This is a genomic window from Sphingosinicella microcystinivorans, from assembly GCF_003634215.1.
Taxonomy (GTDB): domain Bacteria; phylum Pseudomonadota; class Alphaproteobacteria; order Sphingomonadales; family Sphingomonadaceae; genus Sphingosinicella; species Sphingosinicella microcystinivorans.
In genome coordinates this window covers 612,585-634,011 of record NZ_RBWX01000007.1, presented here as the reverse complement: position 1 = coordinate 634,011, position 21,427 = coordinate 612,585, and the positions used below count along the sequence as shown (strand labels likewise).

At 65.0% G+C, this 21,427-nt stretch carries 19 protein-coding genes and 1 other RNA gene; 10 read left to right on the top strand and 10 right to left on the bottom strand.

Translation table 11 applies throughout. The annotated features are described in order from the left end of the window. Positions 1 to 51: 51 nt before the first annotated feature. Entirely contained in the window at positions 52 to 1,242 is a 1,191-nt protein-coding gene (gene nhaA / locus DFR51_RS03355) for a Na+/H+ antiporter NhaA (protein ID WP_121047614.1), read from the top strand. A gap of 2 nt (positions 1,243 to 1,244) precedes the next feature. Here nhaA and tesB read toward each other — a convergent pair whose 3' ends face one another. From tesB to DFR51_RS03335, 4 genes are all read right to left on the bottom strand, one after another. After that, positions 1,245 to 2,114, bottom strand: a complete 870-nt coding sequence (gene tesB, locus DFR51_RS03350; RefSeq protein WP_121047613.1) for an acyl-CoA thioesterase II — start codon at positions 2,112 to 2,114, stop codon at positions 1,245 to 1,247. Next, the gene (gene mce, locus DFR51_RS03345) at positions 2,114 to 2,536 is read right to left on the bottom strand and encodes a methylmalonyl-CoA epimerase (RefSeq protein ID WP_121047612.1); all 423 of its coding nucleotides are present in this window, start codon (positions 2,534 to 2,536) and stop codon (positions 2,114 to 2,116) included. The genes tesB and mce overlap by 1 nt, the downstream gene beginning before the upstream one ends. A 72-nt stretch (positions 2,537 to 2,608) precedes the next feature. Then, positions 2,609 to 4,696: a TonB-dependent receptor gene (locus tag DFR51_RS03340; protein ID WP_243445593.1), complete on the bottom strand. Its 2,088-nt coding sequence runs from the start codon at positions 4,694 to 4,696 to the stop codon at positions 2,609 to 2,611. 65 nt (positions 4,697 to 4,761) lie between these two features. Beyond that, positions 4,762 to 5,607, bottom strand: a complete 846-nt coding sequence (locus DFR51_RS03335; RefSeq protein ID WP_121047611.1) for an HpcH/HpaI aldolase/citrate lyase family protein — start codon at positions 5,605 to 5,607, stop codon at positions 4,762 to 4,764. Between the two features lie 107 nt (positions 5,608 to 5,714). On the opposite strand from DFR51_RS03335, the gene DFR51_RS03330 reads away from it, so the two are divergent. Both DFR51_RS03330 and DFR51_RS03325 read left to right on the top strand, forming a co-directional pair. Further along, positions 5,715 to 6,659, top strand: coding sequence for an SPFH domain-containing protein (locus DFR51_RS03330; RefSeq protein ID WP_420853153.1), 945 nt, complete (start codon positions 5,715 to 5,717; stop codon positions 6,657 to 6,659). A 10-nt stretch (positions 6,660 to 6,669) separates the two neighbouring features. Continuing rightward, entirely contained in the window at positions 6,670 to 7,116 is a 447-nt protein-coding gene (locus DFR51_RS03325) for an NfeD family protein (protein WP_121047610.1), read from the top strand. Here the strand turns inward: DFR51_RS03325 and rnpB are convergent. Beyond that, an RNA gene (gene rnpB / locus DFR51_RS03320) (RNase P RNA component class A) lies at positions 7,117 to 7,493 on the bottom strand. A 227-nt stretch (positions 7,494 to 7,720) separates the two neighbouring features. On the opposite strand from rnpB, the gene DFR51_RS03315 reads away from it, so the two are divergent. Both DFR51_RS03315 and DFR51_RS03310 read left to right on the top strand, forming a co-directional pair. Then, positions 7,721 to 8,326 (top strand): OB-fold-containig protein, encoded by a 606-nt coding sequence (locus DFR51_RS03315; RefSeq protein ID WP_121047609.1) that lies wholly within the window; start codon positions 7,721 to 7,723, stop codon positions 8,324 to 8,326. 47 nt (positions 8,327 to 8,373) lie between these two features. Continuing rightward, on the top strand, positions 8,374 to 10,035 hold the full coding sequence (locus DFR51_RS03310) for a flotillin family protein (RefSeq protein ID WP_420853152.1): 1,662 nt from the start codon (positions 8,374 to 8,376) through the stop codon (positions 10,033 to 10,035). Positions 10,036 to 10,052: 17 nt separating this feature from the next. Here the strand turns inward: DFR51_RS03310 and DFR51_RS03305 are convergent, their stop codons facing one another. After that, positions 10,053 to 10,748: a winged helix-turn-helix transcriptional regulator gene (locus DFR51_RS03305; protein WP_121047607.1), complete on the bottom strand. Its 696-nt coding sequence runs from the start codon at positions 10,746 to 10,748 to the stop codon at positions 10,053 to 10,055. Positions 10,749 to 10,897: 149 nt separating this feature from the next. Here DFR51_RS03305 and DFR51_RS03300 point away from each other — a divergent pair, with 149 nt between their 5' ends. Beyond that, a complete protein-coding gene (locus DFR51_RS03300; RefSeq protein ID WP_121047606.1) occupies positions 10,898 to 12,040 on the top strand; it encodes an acyl-CoA dehydrogenase family protein in 1,143 nt (380 codons plus the stop codon). On the opposite strand, the gene DFR51_RS03295 is transcribed toward DFR51_RS03300, so the two are convergent. The 3 genes from DFR51_RS03295 to DFR51_RS03285 form a co-directional block, all read right to left on the bottom strand. Then, positions 12,000 to 13,361, bottom strand: coding sequence for a PepSY-associated TM helix domain-containing protein (locus DFR51_RS03295; RefSeq protein WP_121047605.1), 1,362 nt, complete (start codon positions 13,359 to 13,361; stop codon positions 12,000 to 12,002). The genes DFR51_RS03300 and DFR51_RS03295 overlap by 41 nt on opposite strands. A 17-nt stretch (positions 13,362 to 13,378) precedes the next feature. Continuing rightward, the gene (locus DFR51_RS03290; protein WP_160119139.1) at positions 13,379 to 15,421 is read right to left on the bottom strand and encodes a TonB-dependent receptor; all 2,043 of its coding nucleotides are present in this window, start codon (positions 15,419 to 15,421) and stop codon (positions 13,379 to 13,381) included. A gap of 146 nt (positions 15,422 to 15,567) precedes the next feature. After that, on the bottom strand, positions 15,568 to 15,963 hold the full coding sequence (locus tag DFR51_RS03285) for a hypothetical protein (protein WP_126494598.1): 396 nt from the start codon (positions 15,961 to 15,963) through the stop codon (positions 15,568 to 15,570). Positions 15,964 to 16,151: 188 nt separating this feature from the next. On the opposite strand from DFR51_RS03285, the gene DFR51_RS03280 reads away from it, so the two are divergent. After that, positions 16,152 to 16,265: an entericidin A/B family lipoprotein gene (locus DFR51_RS03280; protein WP_121047602.1), complete on the top strand. Its 114-nt coding sequence runs from the start codon at positions 16,152 to 16,154 to the stop codon at positions 16,263 to 16,265. A gap of 9 nt (positions 16,266 to 16,274) precedes the next feature. Here DFR51_RS03280 and DFR51_RS03275 read toward each other — a convergent pair whose 3' ends face one another. Beyond that, complete coding sequence (locus DFR51_RS03275; RefSeq protein WP_121047601.1) at positions 16,275 to 16,727, bottom strand: Lrp/AsnC family transcriptional regulator; 453 nt, start codon at positions 16,725 to 16,727, stop codon at positions 16,275 to 16,277. A 135-nt stretch (positions 16,728 to 16,862) separates the two neighbouring features. On the opposite strand from DFR51_RS03275, the gene DFR51_RS03270 reads away from it, so the two are divergent. From DFR51_RS03270 to DFR51_RS03260, 3 genes are read left to right on the top strand one after another with little or no spacing between them, the layout of a single operon-like run. Continuing rightward, entirely contained in the window at positions 16,863 to 18,047 is a 1,185-nt protein-coding gene (locus DFR51_RS03270) for an amino acid aminotransferase (RefSeq protein ID WP_121047600.1), read from the top strand. A 14-nt stretch (positions 18,048 to 18,061) separates the two neighbouring features. Next, the gene (locus DFR51_RS03265) at positions 18,062 to 20,143 is read left to right on the top strand and encodes an alpha-ketoacid dehydrogenase subunit alpha/beta (RefSeq protein WP_121047599.1); all 2,082 of its coding nucleotides are present in this window, start codon (positions 18,062 to 18,064) and stop codon (positions 20,141 to 20,143) included. An 11-nt stretch (positions 20,144 to 20,154) separates the two neighbouring features. Next, positions 20,155 to 21,360 carry a dihydrolipoamide acetyltransferase family protein gene (locus DFR51_RS03260; protein WP_121047598.1) on the top strand — a complete coding sequence of 402 codons (1,206 nt, stop codon included), beginning with the start codon at positions 20,155 to 20,157 and terminating at the stop codon, positions 21,358 to 21,360. The last annotated feature ends 67 nt before the right edge of the window (positions 21,361 to 21,427 follow it).

Below are 21,427 nucleotides of genomic sequence, written 5' to 3'. Positions count from 1 at the left end.
CTGTAACCCGTTGGCATCGCGACGAAGGATGAAGAAAGCAGGCGAGGTGGAATGATTGAGGGTCTGCACAATTTGGTGATCGAGCGCCCCCGTTCGGCGCTTCGCGAATTCCTGCGCACGGAATCGGCGGGGGGAATCGTGCTGATGGCTGCGGCTGCGGCCGCACTCCTGGTTGCCAACTCACCCTTCTCGGACACGTATTTCGGCGCGCTCAAAAGCTACGTCGGCCCGCTTACGCTCAGTTACTGGATCAACGACGGGCTGATGGCGATCTTCTTCCTGCTCGTTGGGCTGGAGGTGAAGCGCGAGCTTCTGGACGGCCAGCTTTCGACCTGGGAACGTCGCATTCTGCCGGGTGCGGCCGCAGCCGGCGGCATGATCGTGCCCGCGCTGATCTTCGCCGCGTTCAACATCGGCGATGCCGATACGATCCGGGGGTGGGCGATCCCCTCCGCCACCGACATCGCTTTCGCGCTCGGCGTGCTGACCCTTCTGGGACCGCGCGTGCCCGTGTCGCTGAAGGTGTTCCTGACCGCCGTGGCGATCATCGACGATCTCGGCGCCATCGTGATCATCGCGCTTTTCTACACGGCAGACCTCAACCTTGCGGCACTCGTCGCAGCGATCGCCCTCATTGCTCTGCTCTATGGCTTCAACCGCCTCGGCATTCGATCGCTGTGGCCCTATCTGATCATCGGTGCGGGCGTCTGGGTCGCCATGCTCCTCTCAGGCGTTCATGCAACGCTCGCAGGCGTCGCGGTCGCGCTCACCATTCCGCTGACACCCGCCCCCGGGCATGTGGACGACGAGCACTCGCCGCTGCACAGGCTCGAACACGCCATCGCAGGCTGGGTCGCGTTCGCGATCGTCCCGATCTTCGGCTTCGCGAACGCCGGCCTTTCGTTCACGAACGTGACCGCCGAAATGCTCGTCAGCCCCATCGTTCTCGGGATCGCCCTCGGCCTATTCGTCGGCAAGCAGATCGGCGTGTTCGGCGTGATCTGGTTGATGAAGGTGCTGCGCCTTGCGGATTACCCGGTCCATGCGTCCGGCGCGCAGGTGTACGGTGTCGCGCTGCTCTGCGGTATCGGCTTCACGATGAGCCTGTTCATCGGCGGGCTCTCCTACGCCTCCGACATTTATCTCGACGAGGTGAAGCTCGGCGTGCTCGGCGGATCGCTCCTGTCAGGCATCATCGGTGCGGTTGTATTGTCGATCGCGCGCCGGGAACCGGCGTCGTAAGCTCAGGCGAGATCGCGCTTCCGGATCAGCCCTTCCTGCGTCACCGAGGCGACGAGAACGCCGGACCGGTCGTAGATGAGGCCACGGTTGAAACCGCGCGCGCCTGAAGAGCGCGGACTTTCCTGCACGTAAAGCAGCCAGTCGTCGATACGGAACGGCGCGTGGAACCAGAGCGCGTGATCGAGGCTGGCGATCTGCATCGCTTCGTCCCACCAGGCGATGTTGTGCGGTCGCTCGCTCGTCGACAAGAGCGTCATGTCGGAGGCATAGGCGAGCATGCAGCGATGCAGCGCCGCATCGTCCGGCACCGGGGCGATCGCCTTGAACCAGATGTTCTGCTGCGGCGGTCTGGCCCCGCTGCCCGGTATCGACGGATCGACCCGGCGGAACTCGATCGGTCGTTCCTGCAGGAAACGCTCAAGCGCCGCCTGGGGAATCTGATCGGCGAACTGCAGCCGCCAGTCCATGTCGCTGATCAACGTTTCCGGACCCGGCACATCGGGCATGTCGAACTGGTGCTCCAGCCCCTTTTCTTCGACCTGGAACGACGCCGCGAGGTTGAAGATCGGGCGGCCATGCTGGATGGCGATGACGCGGCGGGTCGAGAAGCTCTTGCCGTCGCGGTCGCGCTCGACCTGATAGACGACGGGGACACTATGGTCGCCTTCGCGCATGAAATAGGCGTGCAGACTGTGCGGCGGGCGGTCGTCCGCGACCGTACGGCTCGCCGCGACGAGCGCCTGCGCGATCACCTGCCCGCCGAACAGCCGGTGGAAGCCCTCACCCGTGTTGCGACCGCGGAACAGGTTTTCCTCGATCCGTTCCAGATCGAGCGCGGACACGAGGTCCGCGACCATCTCCTCGGCGTTCATCAATGCGCGTCCTTGGGCGTTTCCATCAGCTCGACAAGAACGCCGCCCATGTCCTTGGGATGAATGAAGATGACCGGCGTGCCGTGGGCGCCGATGCGCGGCTCGCCCGTGCCAAGCACGGTGGCGCCCTTCGCGCGCATGTCGTCGCGCGCGGCGATGATGTCCGGCACCTCGAAGCACACATGGTGCTGCCCGCCTGCCGGGTTCTTCTTCAGGAAACCGTGGATCGGCGAGTCCTCGCCGTAAGGCTCGATCAGCTCGATCTGGCTGTTCGGCGTATCGACGAAACAGACCCACACGCCCTGCGCCGGCAAAGCGAACTTTTCGTGGATCTTCGTCGCACCCAGGAAATCACGATAGATCGCGACGGCCTTGTCGATCGACGGGGTCGCGATACCCACATGGTTCAAACGTCCGATCATAAAGGCCTCCTTCGCCCATGTTGCATGTGCGAAAGAGGCCTTAGCGCCGGTGCGCCGGGGGATGCAACCCAGCTAGAAGCTGAGGCTGAGCGTTGCCCGCACGTCGCGGCCCGCAAGCGGCACATAGTCCTTCGTGAAGCTCGCATGGCGGCGGGCATCGACGTCGAAGATGTTGTTCGCCGAAAGCTGCAGCGTCGCCGGGCTGTCCGGACCGAGCATCCGCCAGGAAATCGAAGCGTTCACGAGGGTATGCGAGCCCGTGGGCGTTTCGAAGGCGGCAACGCGCGTCTGCTTGTCGCTCCATTCGACCTCGACGCGGCCGTTCACGAGGTCCGACTGCGCCTCGATGCCGCCGAGCACGCGGAGCGGCGGGATGCGGGGCGCGGGACCGACGGTATCGATTTTCGCACGCACGTAGTCGGCGACGCCATCCGCAACGATGCGGAAGTCGCCTGCATCGAACAGCGGCGCGGAAAGCTCGGCTTCGAGGCCGTAATAGGTCGCATCGGCCTGGGAATACTGGAAGACGGGAAGTTCATCCTCCTCCAGACCCGTATCGGCCTCGTAGATATAGTCCTTGAACCAGCTCGCGAAGGCACCGAGCGAGAAGGCAAAACCGCCCGCCTCGCCGCGCAGGAAGGCTTCGAGACCCCAGCTCTTTTCCTTGGCGAGCATCGGGTCTCCAACCTCGAACGCCTGGGTGGCGATGTGCGGCCCGTTCGAGAACAGCTCCTCGGCGGACGGCGCACGCACGGCGCGCGAGCCGTTGATGCCGATGTTGATGCCGTCGACCAGCTCATAACGCGCACCAAGTGCGGCGGAGAACGCATTGAAACGACGGGTCACTCCGACCGCGTTCGAACTGACGTTGGTGCGCTCGAAGCGCCCCGAGGCTTCAACGCCGAGCGCGCCGAGGTTCAGCTCCTGCACCGTGAACAGGCCGAACTGTTCGGTCTCGTTCGGTGGCAGGAAGGCTTCCTCGCCCTCAGCCGAGAAATCGCGAATGTAGAACTGGCCGCCGAACGCGCCGTTCCACGCGCCGCGCTTCGCCTGCACGAGTTCGACGCGGCCTTCGACGCCCTGGTTGTCGAAAACGGTGCCGACGTCGGCGCCCTCGAACTCGGTGTGCGTGTAGTCCGCATACCCCACGCGGACGCGGAGCTTTTCGAGGAAGCCTTCGCCAAGCTCGACCTCGCCGCGCACGTCCGCACGCCACTGCTTGAGGCCGATGCTGACGTCGCCGTGCTCGTGACCCTCCTCGCCTTCACCATCGCCTTCGTGCGCGTGGAGGGCGGGCCGTTCGGGAACGCCGTAGTTCGAATCGAAGTAGCCGACCGAAAAGCCCAGCGATCCACCGTCCGTGATGATCGAAAGACCACCACCCGCCGTCTTCGTGCGTGTGAAGCTGTTCGGCAGTCGCCCGCGGACAGCAGCGGCTTCGGCAGCCTCTTCGTCACCCTCCGCAGCATGTTCGAGCGCATGCGCGCGGAGTTCAGGGGCGAGCGCGTAGCCGCCGATCCGAAGATTGTTGGTGTCGCGCCAGCTGCCGTCCAGGTGGGCGACGATCTTGTCGGAGAGCGCGGCATCGATACCGGCGGCGATGCTGACTTCATCGGCGGCGCTGGCAACGCTGCCGATCGCATCGATATGCACGCCATGTTCAGGCACCGCGCGCGGAATACGCTTGTCGAGCACGTTGACGACGCCGCCGATCGCCGATGAACCGTAGAGCAGCGACGCAGGGCCGCGGATGATCTCGACGCGCTGCGCCGTGATCGGATCGATGGTGACGGCATGGTCGGCGGACGTGTTCGAGACGTCGATGGAACCGATACCGTCGGTGAGGACGCGGATGCGTTCGCCCTGCATACCGCGCAGAACCGGGCGCGAGGCGCCAGGTGAGAAGCTTGTCGCCGAAACGCCGGGCTGGCGGGCGATCACTTCACCAATCTGCGGCTGCAGCGATTGGCGAAGCTCGCCTTCGGTCATCACCGACGTACCCGAAAGCAGATCGGCGCGGGAGCGCGCATACGGCGCGGTCACCACGATGTCGTCGCCGATCGTGTGCAGGTCGTCGCTCCTCGGCGCCTCTGCCGTTTGGGCAAGCGCCGGAAGCGCAAGAACCTGAACCGCACACGCGGCAAGAAGCATCGAACGCATGACCACGAACTCCCGTTTATTTTCTGATGGGAGGCCGTTTAGAATGTGATGTTATATCTTGTCAATCAGGGGTGGGCGATGCTTTTTGCAAGCGCGATCAAATCCTGCGCCTGAGCGGCGTGGAGAACCTCGACGATCTTCCCGTCTAAAGTCGCGACGCCCTTGCCGTCTGCCTTCGCCGCCTCGAATGCCGCGACAATGCGGTGAGCCTGCTCGACCTCTTCCGCGGACGGCGAAAAGACGCGGTTCGCGGTTTCGATCTGCGCAGGGTGGATGAGCGTCTTGCCGTCGAAGCCGAGCGCCTTGCCCTGAAGCGTCACCACTTCCAGCCCCTCCATATCCTTGATGTCCGGATACATGGCGTCGAAAGCCAGGATCCCGGCTGCCCGGGCGGCGATGACGACCCGCTGCAGTGCATACTGGATTTCCGCGCGCGTCGGGCCGACACGGCAGCCGAGGTCCTTTTCGAGATCGGCAGCACCGACGACGAGCGCGGCAACACCGGGCGTGTCGGCGATCGCGTCAACCGCCTGCACGCCGCGCGGCGTTTCGATCATCGCCCAGACCGGCACGCCGTTCGCAAGACGTACCGCCTCCGCCGCCTCCGCTGCGCTGCTCACCTTGGGCACGACGACGGCTGCGGGATTTGCCGACTGCACGGCGAGAAAATCCGCCTCGCACCAGTCCGTACCGATACCGTTCACGCGGATGGCCACGGCGCGGCGGCCCCAGCCCCCCGCCTTCACCGCGTCCACGGCGGCGGCACGGGCTGCCGGCTTCGCATCGGGCGCGACGGCGTCTTCGAGGTCGAGGATCACCACGTCAGCGTCCAGCGTGCGCGCCTTCTCGATGGCGCGCGCATTGGCGGCTGGAAGATAGAGGGCGCTGCGGTGTGCGCGAAAATCGGTCATGGCATTAAGATTCCCTGTGGATTTCGTGCTATGGCGTTCCGATATCGCTGTGGGCAACCGATTTATGGGGGATGGATATGGGCGGCGGAGTTTTCGCAATCTTCTTGATGGCGCTCGCGGTCGTGTTCGTGTGGAGCGCGGTCGTCGTTGTGCGGCAGGGCTATGAATACACGATAGAGCGCTTCGGACGCTTCACGCAGGTGGCAAAGCCGGGCTTCACGCTGATCCTGCCGTTCATCGACAAGATCGGCCGCAAGATCAACATGATGGAACAGGTGCTTGATATCCCCGGGCAGGAAATCATCACCAAGGATAACGCCATGGTTTCCGTGGACGGGGTGGTGTTCTTCCAGGTGCTGGACGCTGCGAAAGCCGCTTACGAGGTGTCCGACGTTTACGTGGCAATCCTGCAGCTCACCACGACCAACCTGCGCACGGTGATGGGATCGATGGACCTCGACGAAACGCTGTCGCGCCGCGACGAGATCAACGCTCGGCTGCTGCATGTCGTGGACGACGCCACCACATCGTGGGGCGTGAAGATCACGCGCGTCGAGGTGAAGGACATTCGCCCGCCGCAAGACATCGTGAACTCGATGGGACGGCAGATGAAGGCGGAACGCGAGAAGCGCGCCGCGATCCTTGAAGCCGAGGGCCTGCGCGCCTCTGAAATCCTGAAGGCCGAGGGCCAGAAGCAGTCGCAGATCCTGGAGGCCGAAGGCCGCCGCGAGGCCGCCTTCCGCGACGCCGAGGCGCGCGAGCGCGAGGCGGAGGCCGAAGCCAAGGCGACCGAGATGGTCTCGAACGCCATCGCCGGGGGCAACGCGCAGGCGATCAACTACTTCGTCGCGCAGAAATACGTGGACGCGATGCACGCCTTCGCAAGCTCGCCCAACGCCAAGACGATCTTCATGCCACTGGAGGCGACAAGCCTCGTCGGCACGATCGGCGGCATCGGCGAACTGGTGAAGGCGGTGAAGGGCGACGGCGACACGCCGCCGCCAGCACCCGCGCCGCGCCCGCGCCGTCCGGGTCCGTTCGAGCAGGCCTGAGGAGACCGCGATGCCGGATTTCCAGAACTTCGAGATGACCTACTGGGTCTGGTTCGCCGCTGCCGCGGTGTTGGCGATCATGGAAATCGTCGCACCCGGCATCTTCATGATCTGGCTGGCCATGGCCGCCGCAGCGACCGGCCTCGTGACGCTCGCGCTCGGCTTGGGCTGGGAGCTGCAACTGGGGGTGTTCGCGATCCTGTCGGTCGTCGCGGTGTTCCTGGGCCGCAATTTCCTGAAGCGCAATCCTGTGGAAACGAGCGACACCGGGCTCAACCGACGGGGGGAGCGGCTGGTCGGGCAGCGCGTGAAAGTGGTGGAACCCATTACCGACGGCCGCGGCCGCGTGCAGGTCGGGGATTCCCCGTGGCTCGCAACCGGGCCGGATGCGCCCGCCGGCAGCATGGTGCGGATCGTCGGCGTTGACGGCGCGACGCTGAAGGTCGAGCCGGCGTAAACGGTCAGAGGGTCTATAAGCCGGGTTCTGTACCGCCCGTAAAGGCGGCGACGACCATTCCTCTAGGGCGACGCTTGCGCGCCGCCTCAAGCAACCTACCCGGGCGGTCCGGCCGGATAAGCCATGCGCCGCCCCTATTCGGTTTTGCTCCCGGTGGGGTTTGCCGTGCCGCTTCCGTTGCCGGTCGCGCGGTGCGCTCTTACCGCACCCTTTCACCCTTGCCTTCTGGCCGAAGCCGCCGGGCGGTCTACTCTCTGTGGCACTGTCCCTGGGGTCACCCCCGCCGGGCGTTACCCGGCACCGTCTATCCGTGGAGCCCGGACTTTCCTCCCCGCCGTTCTTTCGAACCCTGGCGCGGCGGCCGTCCGACCCTCTGACCGTCTGCGGAAATAGGGTGCGTCTACGGCGTTGACAAGAACAAGACGCACCCGGAGGGCGTGCGGAACTTGGCCTGCGCGATGCAATAAAACTGCAGTAAAATGCGCTCCCGCCCCAATCAAACCCCTGGCGGGAAGATATTCAGCAAAAAAACGAAACGGCGGCACCGAAACATTTTGAAATTCAAAGACTAGCCATTAAATTCAACTGTCAGGGGGAGAGTCGCGTGCTCGATTTTTTTGGTGCAAGTGAGACGATCGTCTTTTCGGGCGCCATTGTCCTTATGTTCCTGATCGGACTGCTGGAAGCGATCGGACTGGGATCGGCCACCGTCGATCTCGACATGAACGCCGAGAGCCCACTTGCATGGCTGGGAGTCGGCGAAGTTCCGCTGCTCATTGTCATCGTCGCATTTCTCGCTGCGTTCGGTGTAATCGGCCTGGCCGGACAGCAGCTGCTCCTCGCCTCGACGGGAGGGCTCGCGCCAGCACTGCTCGCCGTTCCCGCTGCCGTCCTGGCTGCGCTGCCGGCGACATCCGTCGTGGCGCGCTGGCTGGGCCGGATCATCCCGCGTGACGAAACGACCGCGATCGATCCCTCCATGATGGTCGGCAAGACCGCAACCATCCTTGTCGGCCGTGCCGCGCGCGGGTCGCCAGCACGCGCAAGGGCGATCGACCATTTCGGCCAGGCGCACAACCTGATGGTCGAACCTGACAACGATGACGACATCTTCGGGGAAGGAACACACATCCTTCTCGTAAGGCGGGAAGGCAATGTCTTCCGCGCCATTCTGCACGACAACCCCCGCTTCTCTAACTGGACAAATTGATGAACGACATCGTGGCTGCGGAAACGCCCTTCTCCAACCTTATCGCCATGGGCATCTATGTGGGCGTCGCACTTCTCGCGCTCATCATCATCGGCGTCATCATCGCGCGCCTCTACCAGCGCGCATCCAAGGAAATCGCGTTCGTACGGACGGGTTTCGGCGGTGAAAAGGTCGTCATAAACGGCGGCGCGCTGGTTTTGCCGGTTCTCCACGAAACGATGCCGGTCAACATGAATACCGTGCGTCTCGCGGTGGAACGCAAGAACGCGGATGCGCTTATCACGCTTGATCGGCTGCGGATCGACGTGAAGGCAGAATTCTACGTTCGCGTGCGACCGGATCGCGAAGCCATCGCCGTGGCGGCCCAAACGCTGGGAATGCGCACGATGCAGTCCGAACACCTGAAAGAGCTGGTGGAGGGAAAATTCGTAGACGCCCTGCGCTCGGTTGCAGCGGGCATGACCATGAACCAGCTGCATGAACAGCGTTCGGAGTTCGTGCAAAAAGTGCAGCAAGTCTCTTCCGCCGATCTGGCGATGAACGGACTTGAACTGGAATCCGTCTCGCTGACGGGTCTCGACCAAACGTCAATCGAGCATTTCAATGCAAACAACGCGTTCGATGCTGAAGGCCTGACCAAGCTGACAGAGCAGATCCAGCTGCGCAACAAGGCCCGCAACGATATTGAGCAAGATACACGCATCCAGATCGAGACCAAGAATCTGGACGCCGAGCGCCAATCGCTGCTTATCTCGCGCGACAATGAGTTCGCGAAACTGGAGCAGGAACGCGAACTTGAAGTGCGTCGCGCGGAGCAAATCGCCGAGGTCGCGCGTCGGCAGGCCGACAGTGAGCGAGAAGCCCAGGAAGCGCGCATTTCCGCCAAGCAGCAGGTCGATTCCGCCCAGATCGAAGCCGATCGCACGGTCGAACAAGCACGGATCGCGCAGGCTCAATCGCTGGAAATCTCGCGGCAGGAACAACAAATCGCCATTCAGAACAAGAGCCGCGAGGAAAGCCAGGCAAAGGCTGAAGCCGATCGCGCAAGAGCGGAAGCCGCGGCCGCCGAAGAACAGGTCATTACCGCGCGGCAGACCGAAATCGCCGAACGCAGCAAAAGCATCGAGCTGATCGATGCCGCGAGAGAAGCCGAACGCGCAGCGATCGGCATCAAAGTGGACGCCCAGGCGGAAAAGCAGGCAGCAGCCGATCGTGCCGAAGCGCTCCGCGCCGTCGCGCAGGGTGAAGCCGAAGCCGAAAAGCTACGTGCCGAGGGCGCTCGTGCACGTTTCGAGGTGGAAGCCGCGGGCCAGCGCGCGATCAACGAAGCCGCCAACCTGCTGTCTTCCGACCAGATTTCGCTTCAGACGAAGCTGGCTCTGCTGAAGGTTCTGCCCGAAGTGATCCGCGAGGCCGCCAAGCCGATGGAGGCCATCGAAAGCATCAAGATCGTGCAAGTCGAGGGCTTGGCCGGAACAGCCGCAGGCGGCCGCGCGGGAGAAGCTGCCGGCAATGACAATCTCGCGAGCAGCGCCGTTTCCGCCGCCTTGAGATACCGGGCGCAGGCGCCTGTGATCGACAGCCTGATGAAGGACCTCGGCTTCAACGGCTCATCGCTCGAAACCATTATTGCAGGTGCGGCGGAAAACGTCGGCGCAGCTCCCGTGAAGCCGACGGAAAACCCGCCGCAGGAACAAACCGAACAATAAAGGCACCCCTTCAGACTTCAGGCCGCCTGCTGAACCTTCGCGAATGGGCTGAGGCCCAGCCATGTGTGCATGTTCGCGGCGATGCGGCGGTCGCCGGTGAGGTGGAGGCGCTCGTCTTCCACTGCGGCGGCGACCGTATCGTGCCCCATCCAGATCGCGGTCATCGTGCGGAGGTCCGTCGACACGTAGAGATCGACATCGAAGCCGGGGTCGACCGAGCAGAGATCGATCTCTTCGCCCGGTTCGATCATCAGCCACCATGCGCGCCGGTCGGACGGCAACTCGGGATAGCGGAACTGGACGACCGTCCGCTGCTCGGGGAGTGGACGCGGATCGAGGTTGCGCCGCATGTCCCACATCAAGAGCTGGACATCGAGCCGCTGGAGCGAAAGCTCGCTGTCCACCCAGCGCTGGCCCCACAGGCCGAAGGCCTCGACGAGCGGCTCCAGTTCCTTGCCCGCCTCTGTCAGCCGGTAATCGAAAGCCCCGGAATCGCGCGCGGACGGCAAACGGTGTATGATGCCCGCCGCTTCCAACTCCTTCAGCCGCTGCGAAAGGAGCGCCGGCGACATGCGCGGAAGACCGCGGCGCAGGTCGTTGAAGCGGGTGGACCCCGCGATGAGTTCGCGTAGCAAGACGACTGTCCAGCGCGTGCAGAGAATTTCCGCCGCCATCGCGACCGGACAGAACTGACCGTATGTGGTCTGTGTCATGATCGGCTCCTTCCGCAGGCAAATTCTAACGCGAAGACGCCACGGGTGACGAGTTCAGATTTTGTACCGGGGCGATTCAGATCCTGAACTGGCCGCCCCCCGACGAAAACGCGATCATTTGCGTCAACACCCAAACAGGAGATGACGACATGTCTGCAACACCGGCTCTGAAAACGGAAACACTTTGCGACTGGATGTCCACGGGCGCGGAAATCGCCGCGTTCGTCGGGCAGCGCGCCGCCAACCACGATAGCGACGAGAGTTTCATCGCCGAAAATTATGCCAAGCTCCGTGAGACCGGGATGATCGCGGCGGCCGTTCCCACAGAACTTGGCGGCGGCGGCATCGATTATCGCACGCTTTGCAACATCATCCGGCAAATCGGTACGCAATGCGGATCGACCGCCCTCGCCTTTTCGATGCACGCGCATCTGGTCGCGACCGCGGCCTGGCGCTGGAAGCACCAGAAGGCACCCACGGACGGCCTGCTCCGCCGGGTCGCCGCGGAAAACCTCGTGCTCGTGTCGAGCGGTGGGTCGGACTGGCTGAAAAGCGCGGGCACCGCCACGAAGGTGGACGGCGGCTTCCGGATCGATGCGCGCAAGATCTTTTCAAGCGGTTGCCCTGCAGGCGACCTGCTGATGACAAGCGCGGTTTACGACGATCCCGAGGCAGGCGCGACCGTGCTGCACTTTGGCGTGCCCTTCAAGGCGGAGGGCGTCAGCATCCTCGACACGTGGCACGTGATGGGGATGCGCGGCACGGGATCGAACGATGTGGAGATGAAGAGCGTGTTTGTGCCCGACGCCGCGATCTCGGGCCGGCGGCCGCAGGGCACGTGGCACCCGCTGTTCCACACGATCAGCATGCTCGCCTTCCCGCTTATCTACGCGGCATATGTCGGCGTTGCCGAGGGCGCGCGCGATGCAGCGCTCGCGATGGCGCGCTCGAAACCCGAGAATGCGGGACTCATCAGCCTGGCGGGCGAGATGCAAACGGCGTTCTGGACAGCAGAGACCGCCCACGCCGCGATGATCGCCACAGCCGAAACCGCGATGCCTGGAGCGGAGACGACAAATGCCGTGATGACCGGGCGCACGGTCACCGGACAGGCAGCGATCCGCACCGCCGAACTGGCGCTCGAAGTTGCGGGCGGCGCCGCGTTCTACAAGAAGGCCGGTATCGAACGCGCCTTCCGCGACGTGCAGGCCGCGCGCTTCCATCCCCTGCAAGGCCCGGCGCTGCGCGACTTCAGCGGGCGGCTGGCCCTGGGGCTCGATATCGACGGCTGAGCCACCGGCCGCCGAGCACAAGCAGAAGCGAGGCACCGACAAGCGGGAAGAGTACGGCAAACGCCGCGATCATCCCGACGACAACAGGCGGTAGCCGATCATCCGCATGGGTGATCGGCGCCGCCAGTTCGCCTTTGGGGCGCCTGCGCCACCAGAGGACGATGCCCGCGACGACACCGCCCACGAGCGCAAGGCACACCGCGAGGTTCGCGAGCTGATTTGCAAGGCCGTATTCGCGGCCGACGTGAAGCGAAACGCCCCACTCCACAGCCTTTGCGACCGGACTGTAGTTTTCCCAGCCGATATCGCCGAGGATCTCACCCGTGCCGGGATCGACATGGATCGTGCGCTGACCCGCTGCCTTGTCCGGCACATAGCTGATGGTGAAGACACCGCCGGGCGCAACGGGGTAAAAAATGCGCACGCCACCGCCGAACCGCTCGCGGTGGAGACGCGGAAGCAGCCGTTCGATCTCCGCAATGCCGACACCGTGGCCGCCGGAGCCATGCGGCATCTGCGTCTGGCGGATCGTCCACGGCAGCTTCGCGGCATCGGGATCGTGCATGGCATGTTCGTCGGCGGCGGCGGCGTTTACCGTCGGCGGTGCCTTGAAGTTCGGCGAGGGAGCGACGAACGGCACGCTTTCGCCGATGCGCGCGAACTGCTGCCCCCAGAAGGCCGACCACGGCAGCCCGGTGAGCACCAGCAGCGCCACGAGCAGCGCGTTCATCGTGGCAGGAATGGCGTGAAGATCACGCCAGAAACGCCGCCCGGTCGCCGACAGGCGCGGCACCAGCACGCCGCGCAACTTCCAGCGGCGCGGCCACCAGAGCCAGACCCCGGTCGCCAGCATCACCAGTGTCCAGCAGGCGACGAGCTCGACGATATGGCTGCCGATCTTCCCGCCCATGAGGTTGCCGTGGAGATCACGCACGATCACGGTCGGCTGGAGCTCCGGGTCGGCCGTGCCCGTCACGATGCCGCGATAGGGATCGAGATACACGTCCCGCGCCGCGCCGCCTGGAAGCCGAACGTTCCAGACGGCAGCCTCGCCTGCGCTGTGCGGGAGGCGGACCCTGCCGATGACGGCGCCGGGAACCGCGTGCCGCACAGCAGCCTCCTGCGCGGCGAGCGGGAGCGCCGCGCCGCCCGCCGCAACCGTCTGCATCTCGCGGTTCCACCAGCCGTCGATCTCCCGGTCGAACAGGTAGATCGCCCCCGTCAACGTCAGCACGATGAGCAGCGGTGCCGAGAACAGCCCGGCATAGAAGTGCCAGCGCCACACCGATCGGTAGGCGCCGGTTTCCCCTGTCTTCGCCATGGTCCGCCCCTCCCCTGTCAGAAGCCGACGCCCACGCGGATGCTGAACGTACGCGGATCGCCCGGGTTGACCGCAAAGCCGTTACCGGACGCGGTGTGATACCGCTTGTCGAGCAGATTGCTGAGGGTTGCGTCAATCGTGAAGCGGCCCGCGCGCAGCCCTGCGCCCAGGTCTGCGATCGTGTATGCGGGCAGGCTGACGCTGCTGCCGTTCACGAGAAGGCGGCTTCCAACGTGGTTGACCGCCGCGCGGAGCGTGAGCGGCGTGCCGGGGACGGAAACCGCCGTGCGCGCGGTGATCGTGTGCCGGGGCACGTCGCCGAGCCGAAGGCCCTGGTTGCCGTCGTTGCTGCGCGTAATCTTCGAATCGAGGAGCGCATAGCCCGCCGAAAGCGTCCACCACGGCGCGGGCTGCCACTCGCCTTCCAGCTCGACGCCCTGAACCCGCTGCGCGCCGAGGTTGACGCTGAAATCGGGATTGTCGAGATCGACGGTAAGCGCGTTCACGCGCTTGATGCGAAACGCAGCGAAACTCGCCCGGAAATCGCCCTGACGGAAACGGAGACCGGCTTCGAGCTGGTTCGATTCCTCGGGTTTCAGCGGCTTTCCATCCGCCGCGCGCGCACCCGCACTGCTTTCGACATCGAAGCCCGTGTTGTAACCGCCATAAACCGAAAGCTGCTCGCTGACGCGATACGTCGAGCCGATCTGCCAGATTGTCGATTCCGTAGGTATGCGGTCCGCAGCAGGCCCGCCCCAAACGCCGCGCGCCGCCTTCACCCAGCTGTGCCGAACGGCGCCGACCACGTCCCAGCGATCGGTGAGTGCGACCTGATCCTGCAGGTAAACCGCGTGGCCATCGATATTGTAGAAGTTGTCGAATGCGAAGCTCGTGGCAGGGGCGATGGTGTCGAAGGTGTAGACGGGCGCCGTGACATCGATCGGCGTGACGTTACCCAGCGCATATTGTGTGAAGCGGCCCCTTTCACGGTCGTATTCATAGCCGAGAAGCAGCTTGTGCGTGACCGGACCAGTCTTCAGCGTTCCGGCCAGATCGAGCTGCGCGATCGTGTAGGCATCGTCTTCCCGCCCGATACGGCCATTGCGGCTGATGAGCGTGGGCGTGATCGGCGCGCGCAGGCGGATTTGCAGGAACGACGAGTTGAATTCCTGATACTGGATGCGCGGCGTGAGCGTCCAGCCGTCCGCCAGCTTCACATCCACCCACGCCTGCACCAGCGGCGCGTCCGCGGTCAGCCGATCGGCAGCAGGTTCGCCGAGGTTGAGACCGCGCCGCAGCCGCTCGCCGCCGTTCGACACGACGGTGCCGACAACAGGAAGCCCCGCATAGCGGCTGGTCTTGCGCTCTGTGTATTCAGCCACGAGATTCGCGCTGAAGCCCTCGCCTGCATAGTGCAGGCTGAGGCCACCGTTCATACGGTCCATGTCCTGGAAATCAACGAACGTGTTCGAGCGTTCGACCTCACCCGTCGCGCGGACGGAAAGGCCTGGTGCGATGCCGCCCGTCATGTCGAACGCGACCATTTTTTGGTCGAAGCTGCCGAAGGTGCCGGAAAAGCGGACAGCGGGCTCCGCCTGCGGGCGCTTGGTTACAATGCTGATGATGCCGCCCACGGCCGACTGGCCATAGAGCACGCCGGACGGTCCCTTCAGCACCTCGACGCGCTCGATGTTCGAAAGCGCGGAGGCGTCGACATCCTCATAATAGCGCTGGCGCATCCCGTTGCGCATCTGATCGGCAAGGAAACCGCGAACCTTGAGCGTGAACGACTGATAGGCGCTGACGCGTGACGCGCCCGCGTTGGCGCTCGGCACGCCGCGCAGCAGGTCACTGATCGAGCGGGCACCGCTTTCAATGATGTCGTCGGCAGTCACGATCTGCACGCTCTGCGGCAGGCGATCGATGGGGATGCCGGATTTTTCGCCGAAATCGCCCGAAAACTTGGTGCCGGTCACGACGATCTCGGGATCGATCACCTCCTCGGCAAATGCGGATGTGGCAGCGGTGGAGGCGAGCAGGGTTGCGAACAAAAGTTTCACAGTACGTCCTTCTGTCAGCCGGGCGCGCACGCGGCGCAGGCTCCGGCAGAATTGTGCGGGATGGTCAGAAAGGACGGCCCCGATCGGCGCGCAGGAAAGAGCGCGAGATCAGCAGCAGCAAGGGCTTGGGAATGCGCCGCGGGCCGTCAGGCGCGCGCGGGCGGACCGATGGCAGGCGGCGGCGGTGCCGCGAGGCGGTGGACCGTGAGATCGGCTATGGCGCGGCTGAACGTCCGCCCCGCATCGATTGCCACGAAGACCGAGAGCACGGGCGCGGCAGCCAGCGTGCCGCCGCCCATGCCGGCGAACGCGCAGGGCACATCCATGCCGGAGGAGTCGTGCTTCGTCGGCGCATGATCACTACTGAGATCGAGAAGCATCTCGACCGGCCCGTTTCCGGTGCAAAGCGTAACGAGAACGCCGTTCGCGGTCGCGACGGGCATGTAGCCCGACGGGACGAGGATGCGGGCGAACAGCACAAGGAACAGCGCAGCGGCAACCGCGCCTTCCCGTATCCAGCCTGTCCGCAGTCCCCCGATCATGCCTGGTCCCATAGGAACATCACCCCGGCTTGTCACCGGCAAAACCGGGCGCGGACATGAGGCGCCGTGCCGCACCCATCCGCCATCCGTAAATTCCCTGTTCACGTCGGGCGCGACAATTGCCTAGAAAACAACGGGCAGAAAATCGGGATCAGGGGATCCCGCCCGGAAAGGGTTTTGGAGGCAAGATGCGTTACGTGATGGTCGCCGCGGTGCTGCTCCTTGCGGCGTGCAATACGATCGGCGGTATGGGCAAGGATTTGCAATCCGCCGGCGAAACGGTTTCGGACGCCGCGAAGTAAGCGACGCCGTTACACCGGCACAGCCGTTGTATATTTGATGCGCTTGAGCGCGAAGTGCGAGGCTGTGGACGCCACCGCCGCGTGGTTCAGGAGCTTGCGCATCAGGAACGCTTCGTAGGCGCCGACGTCCGCGACCACGACGCGGAGCTGATAGTCCCACTCGCCGGACATGGAGAGACACTCCATGATCTCCTCGCGCGCCAGCACCCACGCCTCGAAATCCTCGCGGGCGCCGCGTTCGTGCGACTTGATGCGGACCTGACAGACGACATCGAGGCCTTTTCCGACCGCGTCGCGGTTCACCAGCCGCACCACCGGGCCGAGCACGCCATCGCTTTCGAGATTGCGGATACGGCGCCAGCACGACGCCGCCGACGCGCCCACGCGCTCGCCGAGCGCGGCGCTGCTGATGCTGCCGTCTTCCTGCATGATTCGAACGATCTGGCGGTCGATTTCATCCATCTGACGCACTCATTTCACAATCACCCGCAAATCCGCAAAACCATCTCACGAATACCCCAAAATATCTGAAGATTGAAAGAAATTTTCGCCGTTTCCCGACTATCCTGTTCAAACGTCGTATTGGGAGATGGTTGAATGAGCGCACTGGCAGCACAAATCGAAACCGGATCGGTTCTGGACGGGCTCACCGCCCAGCCCTCCGACCCGCTGCTTGCGCTGATCGGTCTGTTCCGCGACGACCCCCGGACGACCAAGATCGACATGGGCGTCGGGGTCTATCGCGACGCGGGCGGCAAGACGCCGGTGATGGCCGCGGTGAAAGCCGCCGAGGGCGTCCTGCTGAAAGACCAGCAGACGAAATCGTACCTGGGGCCCGAGGGCGACGCGCGCTTCGCCGAGCTTCTGACGCCCATCATTTTCGGCGAGATCGACCGCGCGCGGCTCTGCGGCGTGCAGACGCCGGGCGGCACGGGCGCGCTCCGGCTCGGCGCCGAGCTGCTGGCGCGCGGCCGCGCGGGGACGCGTGTTCTCGTCGGCACGCCGACCTGGCCCAACCATGTGCCGCTGATGGAAGCCGCCGGGCTGCAAATCGTGCCGTTCAAGCACTTCGACGTGGCGACGCAGACACTGTGCTTCGAAGAGACGCTGGCCGCCATCAACGCCGCCACGCCGGGCGACGTGATCCTGCTGCATGGCTGCTGCCACAACCCGACGGGCGCCGACTACACGGTGGACCAGTGGAACACGATCGCGCCGCTGATCGCGGAACGCGGCCTGCTGCCCTTCGTCGACCTCGCCTATCAGGGCCTTGGAAACGGCCTCGACGCGGATGCGGCCGGTCTGCGCGCGGTCGTGGCGCATAACCCGGAAGTTCTCGTCGCCTATAGCTGCGACAAGAATTTCGGCCTCTACCGCGAGCGCGTCGGCGCACTGTTCGTGGTGTCCGACAGGGCGGCGGTCATCCAGTCCAACCTGCTCGCGCTCGCCCGCGCCAACTGGTCGATGCCGCCCGATCACGGCGCCGCGATCGTCCGCACCATTCTCGACAGCCCTGAACTCACGGCAAGCTGGCGCGCGGAGCTGGACGCGATGCGGCTGCGCATCCTTTCCGTCCGCGAAGGTGTTGCCGCGTGCGACCCGGCAATCGGTTTGACCAAGCAGACGGGCATGTTCTCGATGCTGCCGCTCAACGCCGAGCAAATCCGCACGCTGCGTGAAGTTCACGCTGTTTACATGGCCGGTTCCGGCCGGATCAACGTCGCCGGACTGACGCCGGACGCGATCCCCGCGTTCGCCGCCGCCGTCGCGGCCGTGCGCTGAAGAGGGAGAGCATCATGGCCCAGGCAACCGCGCTCAAGACGCCCCTCCGCAACGCCCCGGACGAGAATGTCGACTGGCGCCGCGTCGCCTATCTGCTCAACCTCTCTCGCGCTCTCGACGCGATGGAGGAGCAGCGTCTCGTTCCTGAAAAGAAGGTGCTCTATCAGTTTTCGGCGCGCGGGCACGACATGGCGCAGATCCTGCTCGGCAGCCGCCTCGACAACCCGAGCGACGCGACCTGCGGCTATTACCGATCGCGGCCGCTGCTGCTGGCGCTCGGCGTCGATGTGGCGGACGCGCTCGGCTCCTCGATGGGGCGCGCCGGCGGCTATTCGGACGGACGCGACATCGGCGTTGTGTTCAACTTCCCGAACCCGAACGGCGCTTCGGCGCTGCCGATGTGCGGCGGCGTCGGCGCACAATACACGCCGACCGCCGGCTGGGCGCAGGCGATCGATTACTATCGCGACGTGATCAAGGACCCCGCCTATGACGGCGCGCTCGCGGTCGTGCTCGGCGGCGACGGGTCGGTCGCTTCGAACGGCTTCTGGGCGGCGCTGACGGTCGCCACCACGCAGAAACTGCCGATGCTGTTCTACATCGAGGACAACGGCTACGGCATCTCCGTGCCCTCCACCTTCCAGACGCCGGGCGGCAACATCGCCGCGAACCTCGCGGCATGGCAGGACCTGCGCATCATCAATGGCGACGGCACCGAACCCGCCGAGGCCGCGCGGCGGATCGAAGAGGCGGTGAGCTATGTGCGCGAGGAACGCGGGCCTGCCCTCCTCCGCCTCACCGTGCCCCGCCTGCAAGGGCACAGCTTTCAGGACACGCAGACCTACAAGGACGAGGACTTCGTCGCCTCTGAATGGGCACGCGATCCGCTGCCGAAGCTGAAATCGTACCTCGTCCCCGCGCTCTTTTCCGAAAGCGAATGGGCATCGATCGAGGACGAAGCGCAGGCCGATGCGGAGGCCGCGCGCGAGCGCGCCGAGGCGCGGCCCGTGGCGGACCCGGAAACCGTGATGCGGAACGTGTTCTTCGAAGGCGATCTCCAGACCGTCGGCGGCCAGTGGACGCACGGCTACACGGCGCCCGCCTCCACCGACCAGCCGAAGCCCGAAGGCCAGCGCATCAACATGGTGACGGCGATCCGCCGCACGCTCGAGCATGAGCTGGAAATCAACGAGCGCGTCGTGCTGTTCGGCGAGGACATCGGCCCCAAGGGCGGCGTCCACGCCGTGACGCTGGGGCTGCAGGAGCGCTTCGGCGAGGCCCGCGTGTTCGACACCAGCCTTTCGGAAGAGGGCATTATCGGCCGCGCCGTGGGCATGGCACTCGCCGGGCTGATGCCCGTGCCGGAAATCCAGTTCCGCAAATATGCCGAGCCCGCGACCGAACAGATCAACGACTGCGGCACGATGCGCTGGCGCACCAACAACCGCTTCGCCGCGCCGATGGTGCTGCGCATTCCCGGCGGCTTCTTCAAGTGCGGCGACCCGTGGCATAGTCAGACGAATGAAGTCGCGTTCATCCACAATCCCGGCTGGAAGGTCGCGGTGCCTTCGAACGCCGAGGATGCCGTCGGCCTGCTGCGCGGCGCGCTGCGCGGCAACGACCCGGTGATTTTCTTCGAGCACCGCGCGATGCTGGACCACGCGTGGGCGCGGCGGCCGTATCCGGGCGACGATTACGTGCTGGAGTTCGGCAAGGCGAAACACACGCGCGAGGGTGGCGACCTCACCATCGTGACGTGGGGCGCGATGGTGCAGCGCTGCGAAGAGGCGGCCGAGGGCCGCTCCGCCGATGTGATCGACCTGCGTACGCTGATGCCGTGGGACAAGGCGGCGGTGCTGGAGTCCGTTCGCCGCACGGGGCGCTGCCTGATCGTGCATGAAGACCTGCAGACGGCAGGCTTCGGCGCGGAGATCGCCGCGGTGGTGGCGGACGAGGCGTTCACGTATCTTGACGCGCCGGTCGCGCGGCTGACGATGCCCGATATCCCGAGCCCGCATAATCCGGTGCTGCTGAATTGGGCAGTGCCCTCGGTCGAGCGCATTCGCGCGAAGATCGACGACCTCATCGGTTTTTGAAGGACAGGTCCATGATCGATATTCTCGTTCCCTACGAACAGGAGGGGACCAAGGCCATCGTGCGGAGCTGGCTGGTCAAGGTCGGCGAGGCGGTGAAGGAGAACGACCCGCTCGTGGAGTTGGAGACCGACAAGGTGACGCAGGAGGTGCCTGCGCCCGCCGACGGCATTCTCGGCGAAATCCTACTCGATACCGATGCCGAGGCGACACCGGGCGCGCTGCTTGGGCGTCTGCGCCCGGCGGATTCCGCTGCGCCGCCGGCGCCCGAGACCGCCGCGCCCGTCGAAACGCCGAAAGCCGCGCCGACAAACGAACGCCCGGCGCCCGCCAACTGGCTGTCGCCTTCGGTCCGCCGCGCAGTTCAGGAGCATGACGTCGATCCCGCCAACGTCACCGGCACCGGACGCGGCGGGCGCATCACGCGGAATGACGTGGAACGCCACGTGGCGGAGCGCGCCGAAGCACCGGCGACCGCAGCGCCGAAAGCGTCTTCGCCGCAGCCCCCCGCCAAGAGCGGCGGCGTGACCAGCGTGCCGCACGACCGGATGCGGCTCGCGATCGCGCGCAACATGCTCGGCTCCGTCACCACCGCGCCGCATGTGACCGCCGTGTTCGAGTGCGACTTCTCCGCGATCATGGCGCACCGCAAGGCGCACAAGGATGCCTTTGCCGCCTCGGGCGCGAGCCTCACGTTCACCGCCTATTTCATCGCCGCGTGCGTTGAGGCGATGCGCGCCGCGCCCGCGATCAACAGCCGCTGGTTCGACGACCGGCTGGACATCTACGACGACATCAACATCGGCGTCGGCACCGCGCTTGGCGACAAGGGATTGATCGTGCCGGTGGTGCACGGCGCGCAGGCGCTGTCGCTGCTCGGCATTGCGCAGCGCCTCACCGATCTCGTGACGCGCGCGCGCGACGGGAAGCTTTCAGGCGGCGATGTTTCGGGCGGCACGTTCACGATTTCGAACCACGGCGTTTCAGGCTCGCTGCTCGCCACGCCCATCATCATCAGCCAGCCGCAATCGGCGATCCTCGGCATCGGCAAAACCGAAAAGCGCGTCGTCGTGCGCGAGGTGGGCGGTGTCGATACGATCCAGATCCGTCCGATGGCCTATGTGTCGCTGACCATCGATCACCGCGTCGTCGACGGGCACCAGACCAACACGTGGCTGAGCCGCTTCGTGGACGTTCTGGAGAACTGGCCACAGTCATAGAAAAAGCAGCCTGAGGTCATAATCTTGTAACCGCGACGACGCCGTTCCTTCGCAGATGCGATCTACC

Excerpts from the sequence above, each read along its gene's own strand:
- DFR51_RS03275 (WP_121047601.1), bottom strand. The coding sequence starts at position 16,727 with ATGGATGAAATCGACCGCCAGATCGTTCGAATCATGCAGGAAGACGGC.
- DFR51_RS03330 (WP_420853153.1), top strand. The coding sequence starts at position 5,715 with ATGGCGCTCGCGGTCGTGTTCGTGTGGAGCGCGGTCGTCGTTGTGCGG.
- nhaA (WP_121047614.1), top strand. The coding sequence starts at position 52 with ATGATTGAGGGTCTGCACAATTTGGTGATCGAGCGCCCCCGTTCGGCG.
- DFR51_RS03300 (WP_121047606.1), top strand. The coding sequence starts at position 10,898 with ATGTCTGCAACACCGGCTCTGAAAACGGAAACACTTTGCGACTGGATG.
- DFR51_RS03280 (WP_121047602.1), top strand. The coding sequence starts at position 16,152 with ATGCGTTACGTGATGGTCGCCGCGGTGCTGCTCCTTGCGGCGTGCAAT.
- tesB (WP_121047613.1), bottom strand. The coding sequence starts at position 2,114 with ATGAACGCCGAGGAGATGGTCGCGGACCTCGTGTCCGCGCTCGATCTG.
- DFR51_RS03270 (WP_121047600.1), top strand. The coding sequence starts at position 16,863 with ATGAGCGCACTGGCAGCACAAATCGAAACCGGATCGGTTCTGGACGGG.
- DFR51_RS03305 (WP_121047607.1), bottom strand. The coding sequence starts at position 10,748 with ATGACACAGACCACATACGGTCAGTTCTGTCCGGTCGCGATGGCGGCG.
- DFR51_RS03325 (WP_121047610.1), top strand. The coding sequence starts at position 6,670 with ATGCCGGATTTCCAGAACTTCGAGATGACCTACTGGGTCTGGTTCGCC.
- DFR51_RS03285 (WP_126494598.1), bottom strand. The coding sequence starts at position 15,963 with ATGATCGGGGGACTGCGGACAGGCTGGATACGGGAAGGCGCGGTTGCC.
- DFR51_RS03260 (WP_121047598.1), top strand. The coding sequence starts at position 20,155 with ATGATCGATATTCTCGTTCCCTACGAACAGGAGGGGACCAAGGCCATC.
- DFR51_RS03265 (WP_121047599.1), top strand. The coding sequence starts at position 18,062 with ATGGCCCAGGCAACCGCGCTCAAGACGCCCCTCCGCAACGCCCCGGAC.
- DFR51_RS03295 (WP_121047605.1), bottom strand. The coding sequence starts at position 13,361 with ATGGCGAAGACAGGGGAAACCGGCGCCTACCGATCGGTGTGGCGCTGG.
- mce (WP_121047612.1), bottom strand. The coding sequence starts at position 2,536 with ATGATCGGACGTTTGAACCATGTGGGTATCGCGACCCCGTCGATCGAC.
- DFR51_RS03335 (WP_121047611.1), bottom strand. The coding sequence starts at position 5,607 with ATGACCGATTTTCGCGCACACCGCAGCGCCCTCTATCTTCCAGCCGCC.
- DFR51_RS03310 (WP_420853152.1), top strand. The coding sequence starts at position 8,374 with ATGGGCATCTATGTGGGCGTCGCACTTCTCGCGCTCATCATCATCGGC.
- DFR51_RS03340 (WP_243445593.1), bottom strand. The coding sequence starts at position 4,696 with ATGCGTTCGATGCTTCTTGCCGCGTGTGCGGTTCAGGTTCTTGCGCTT.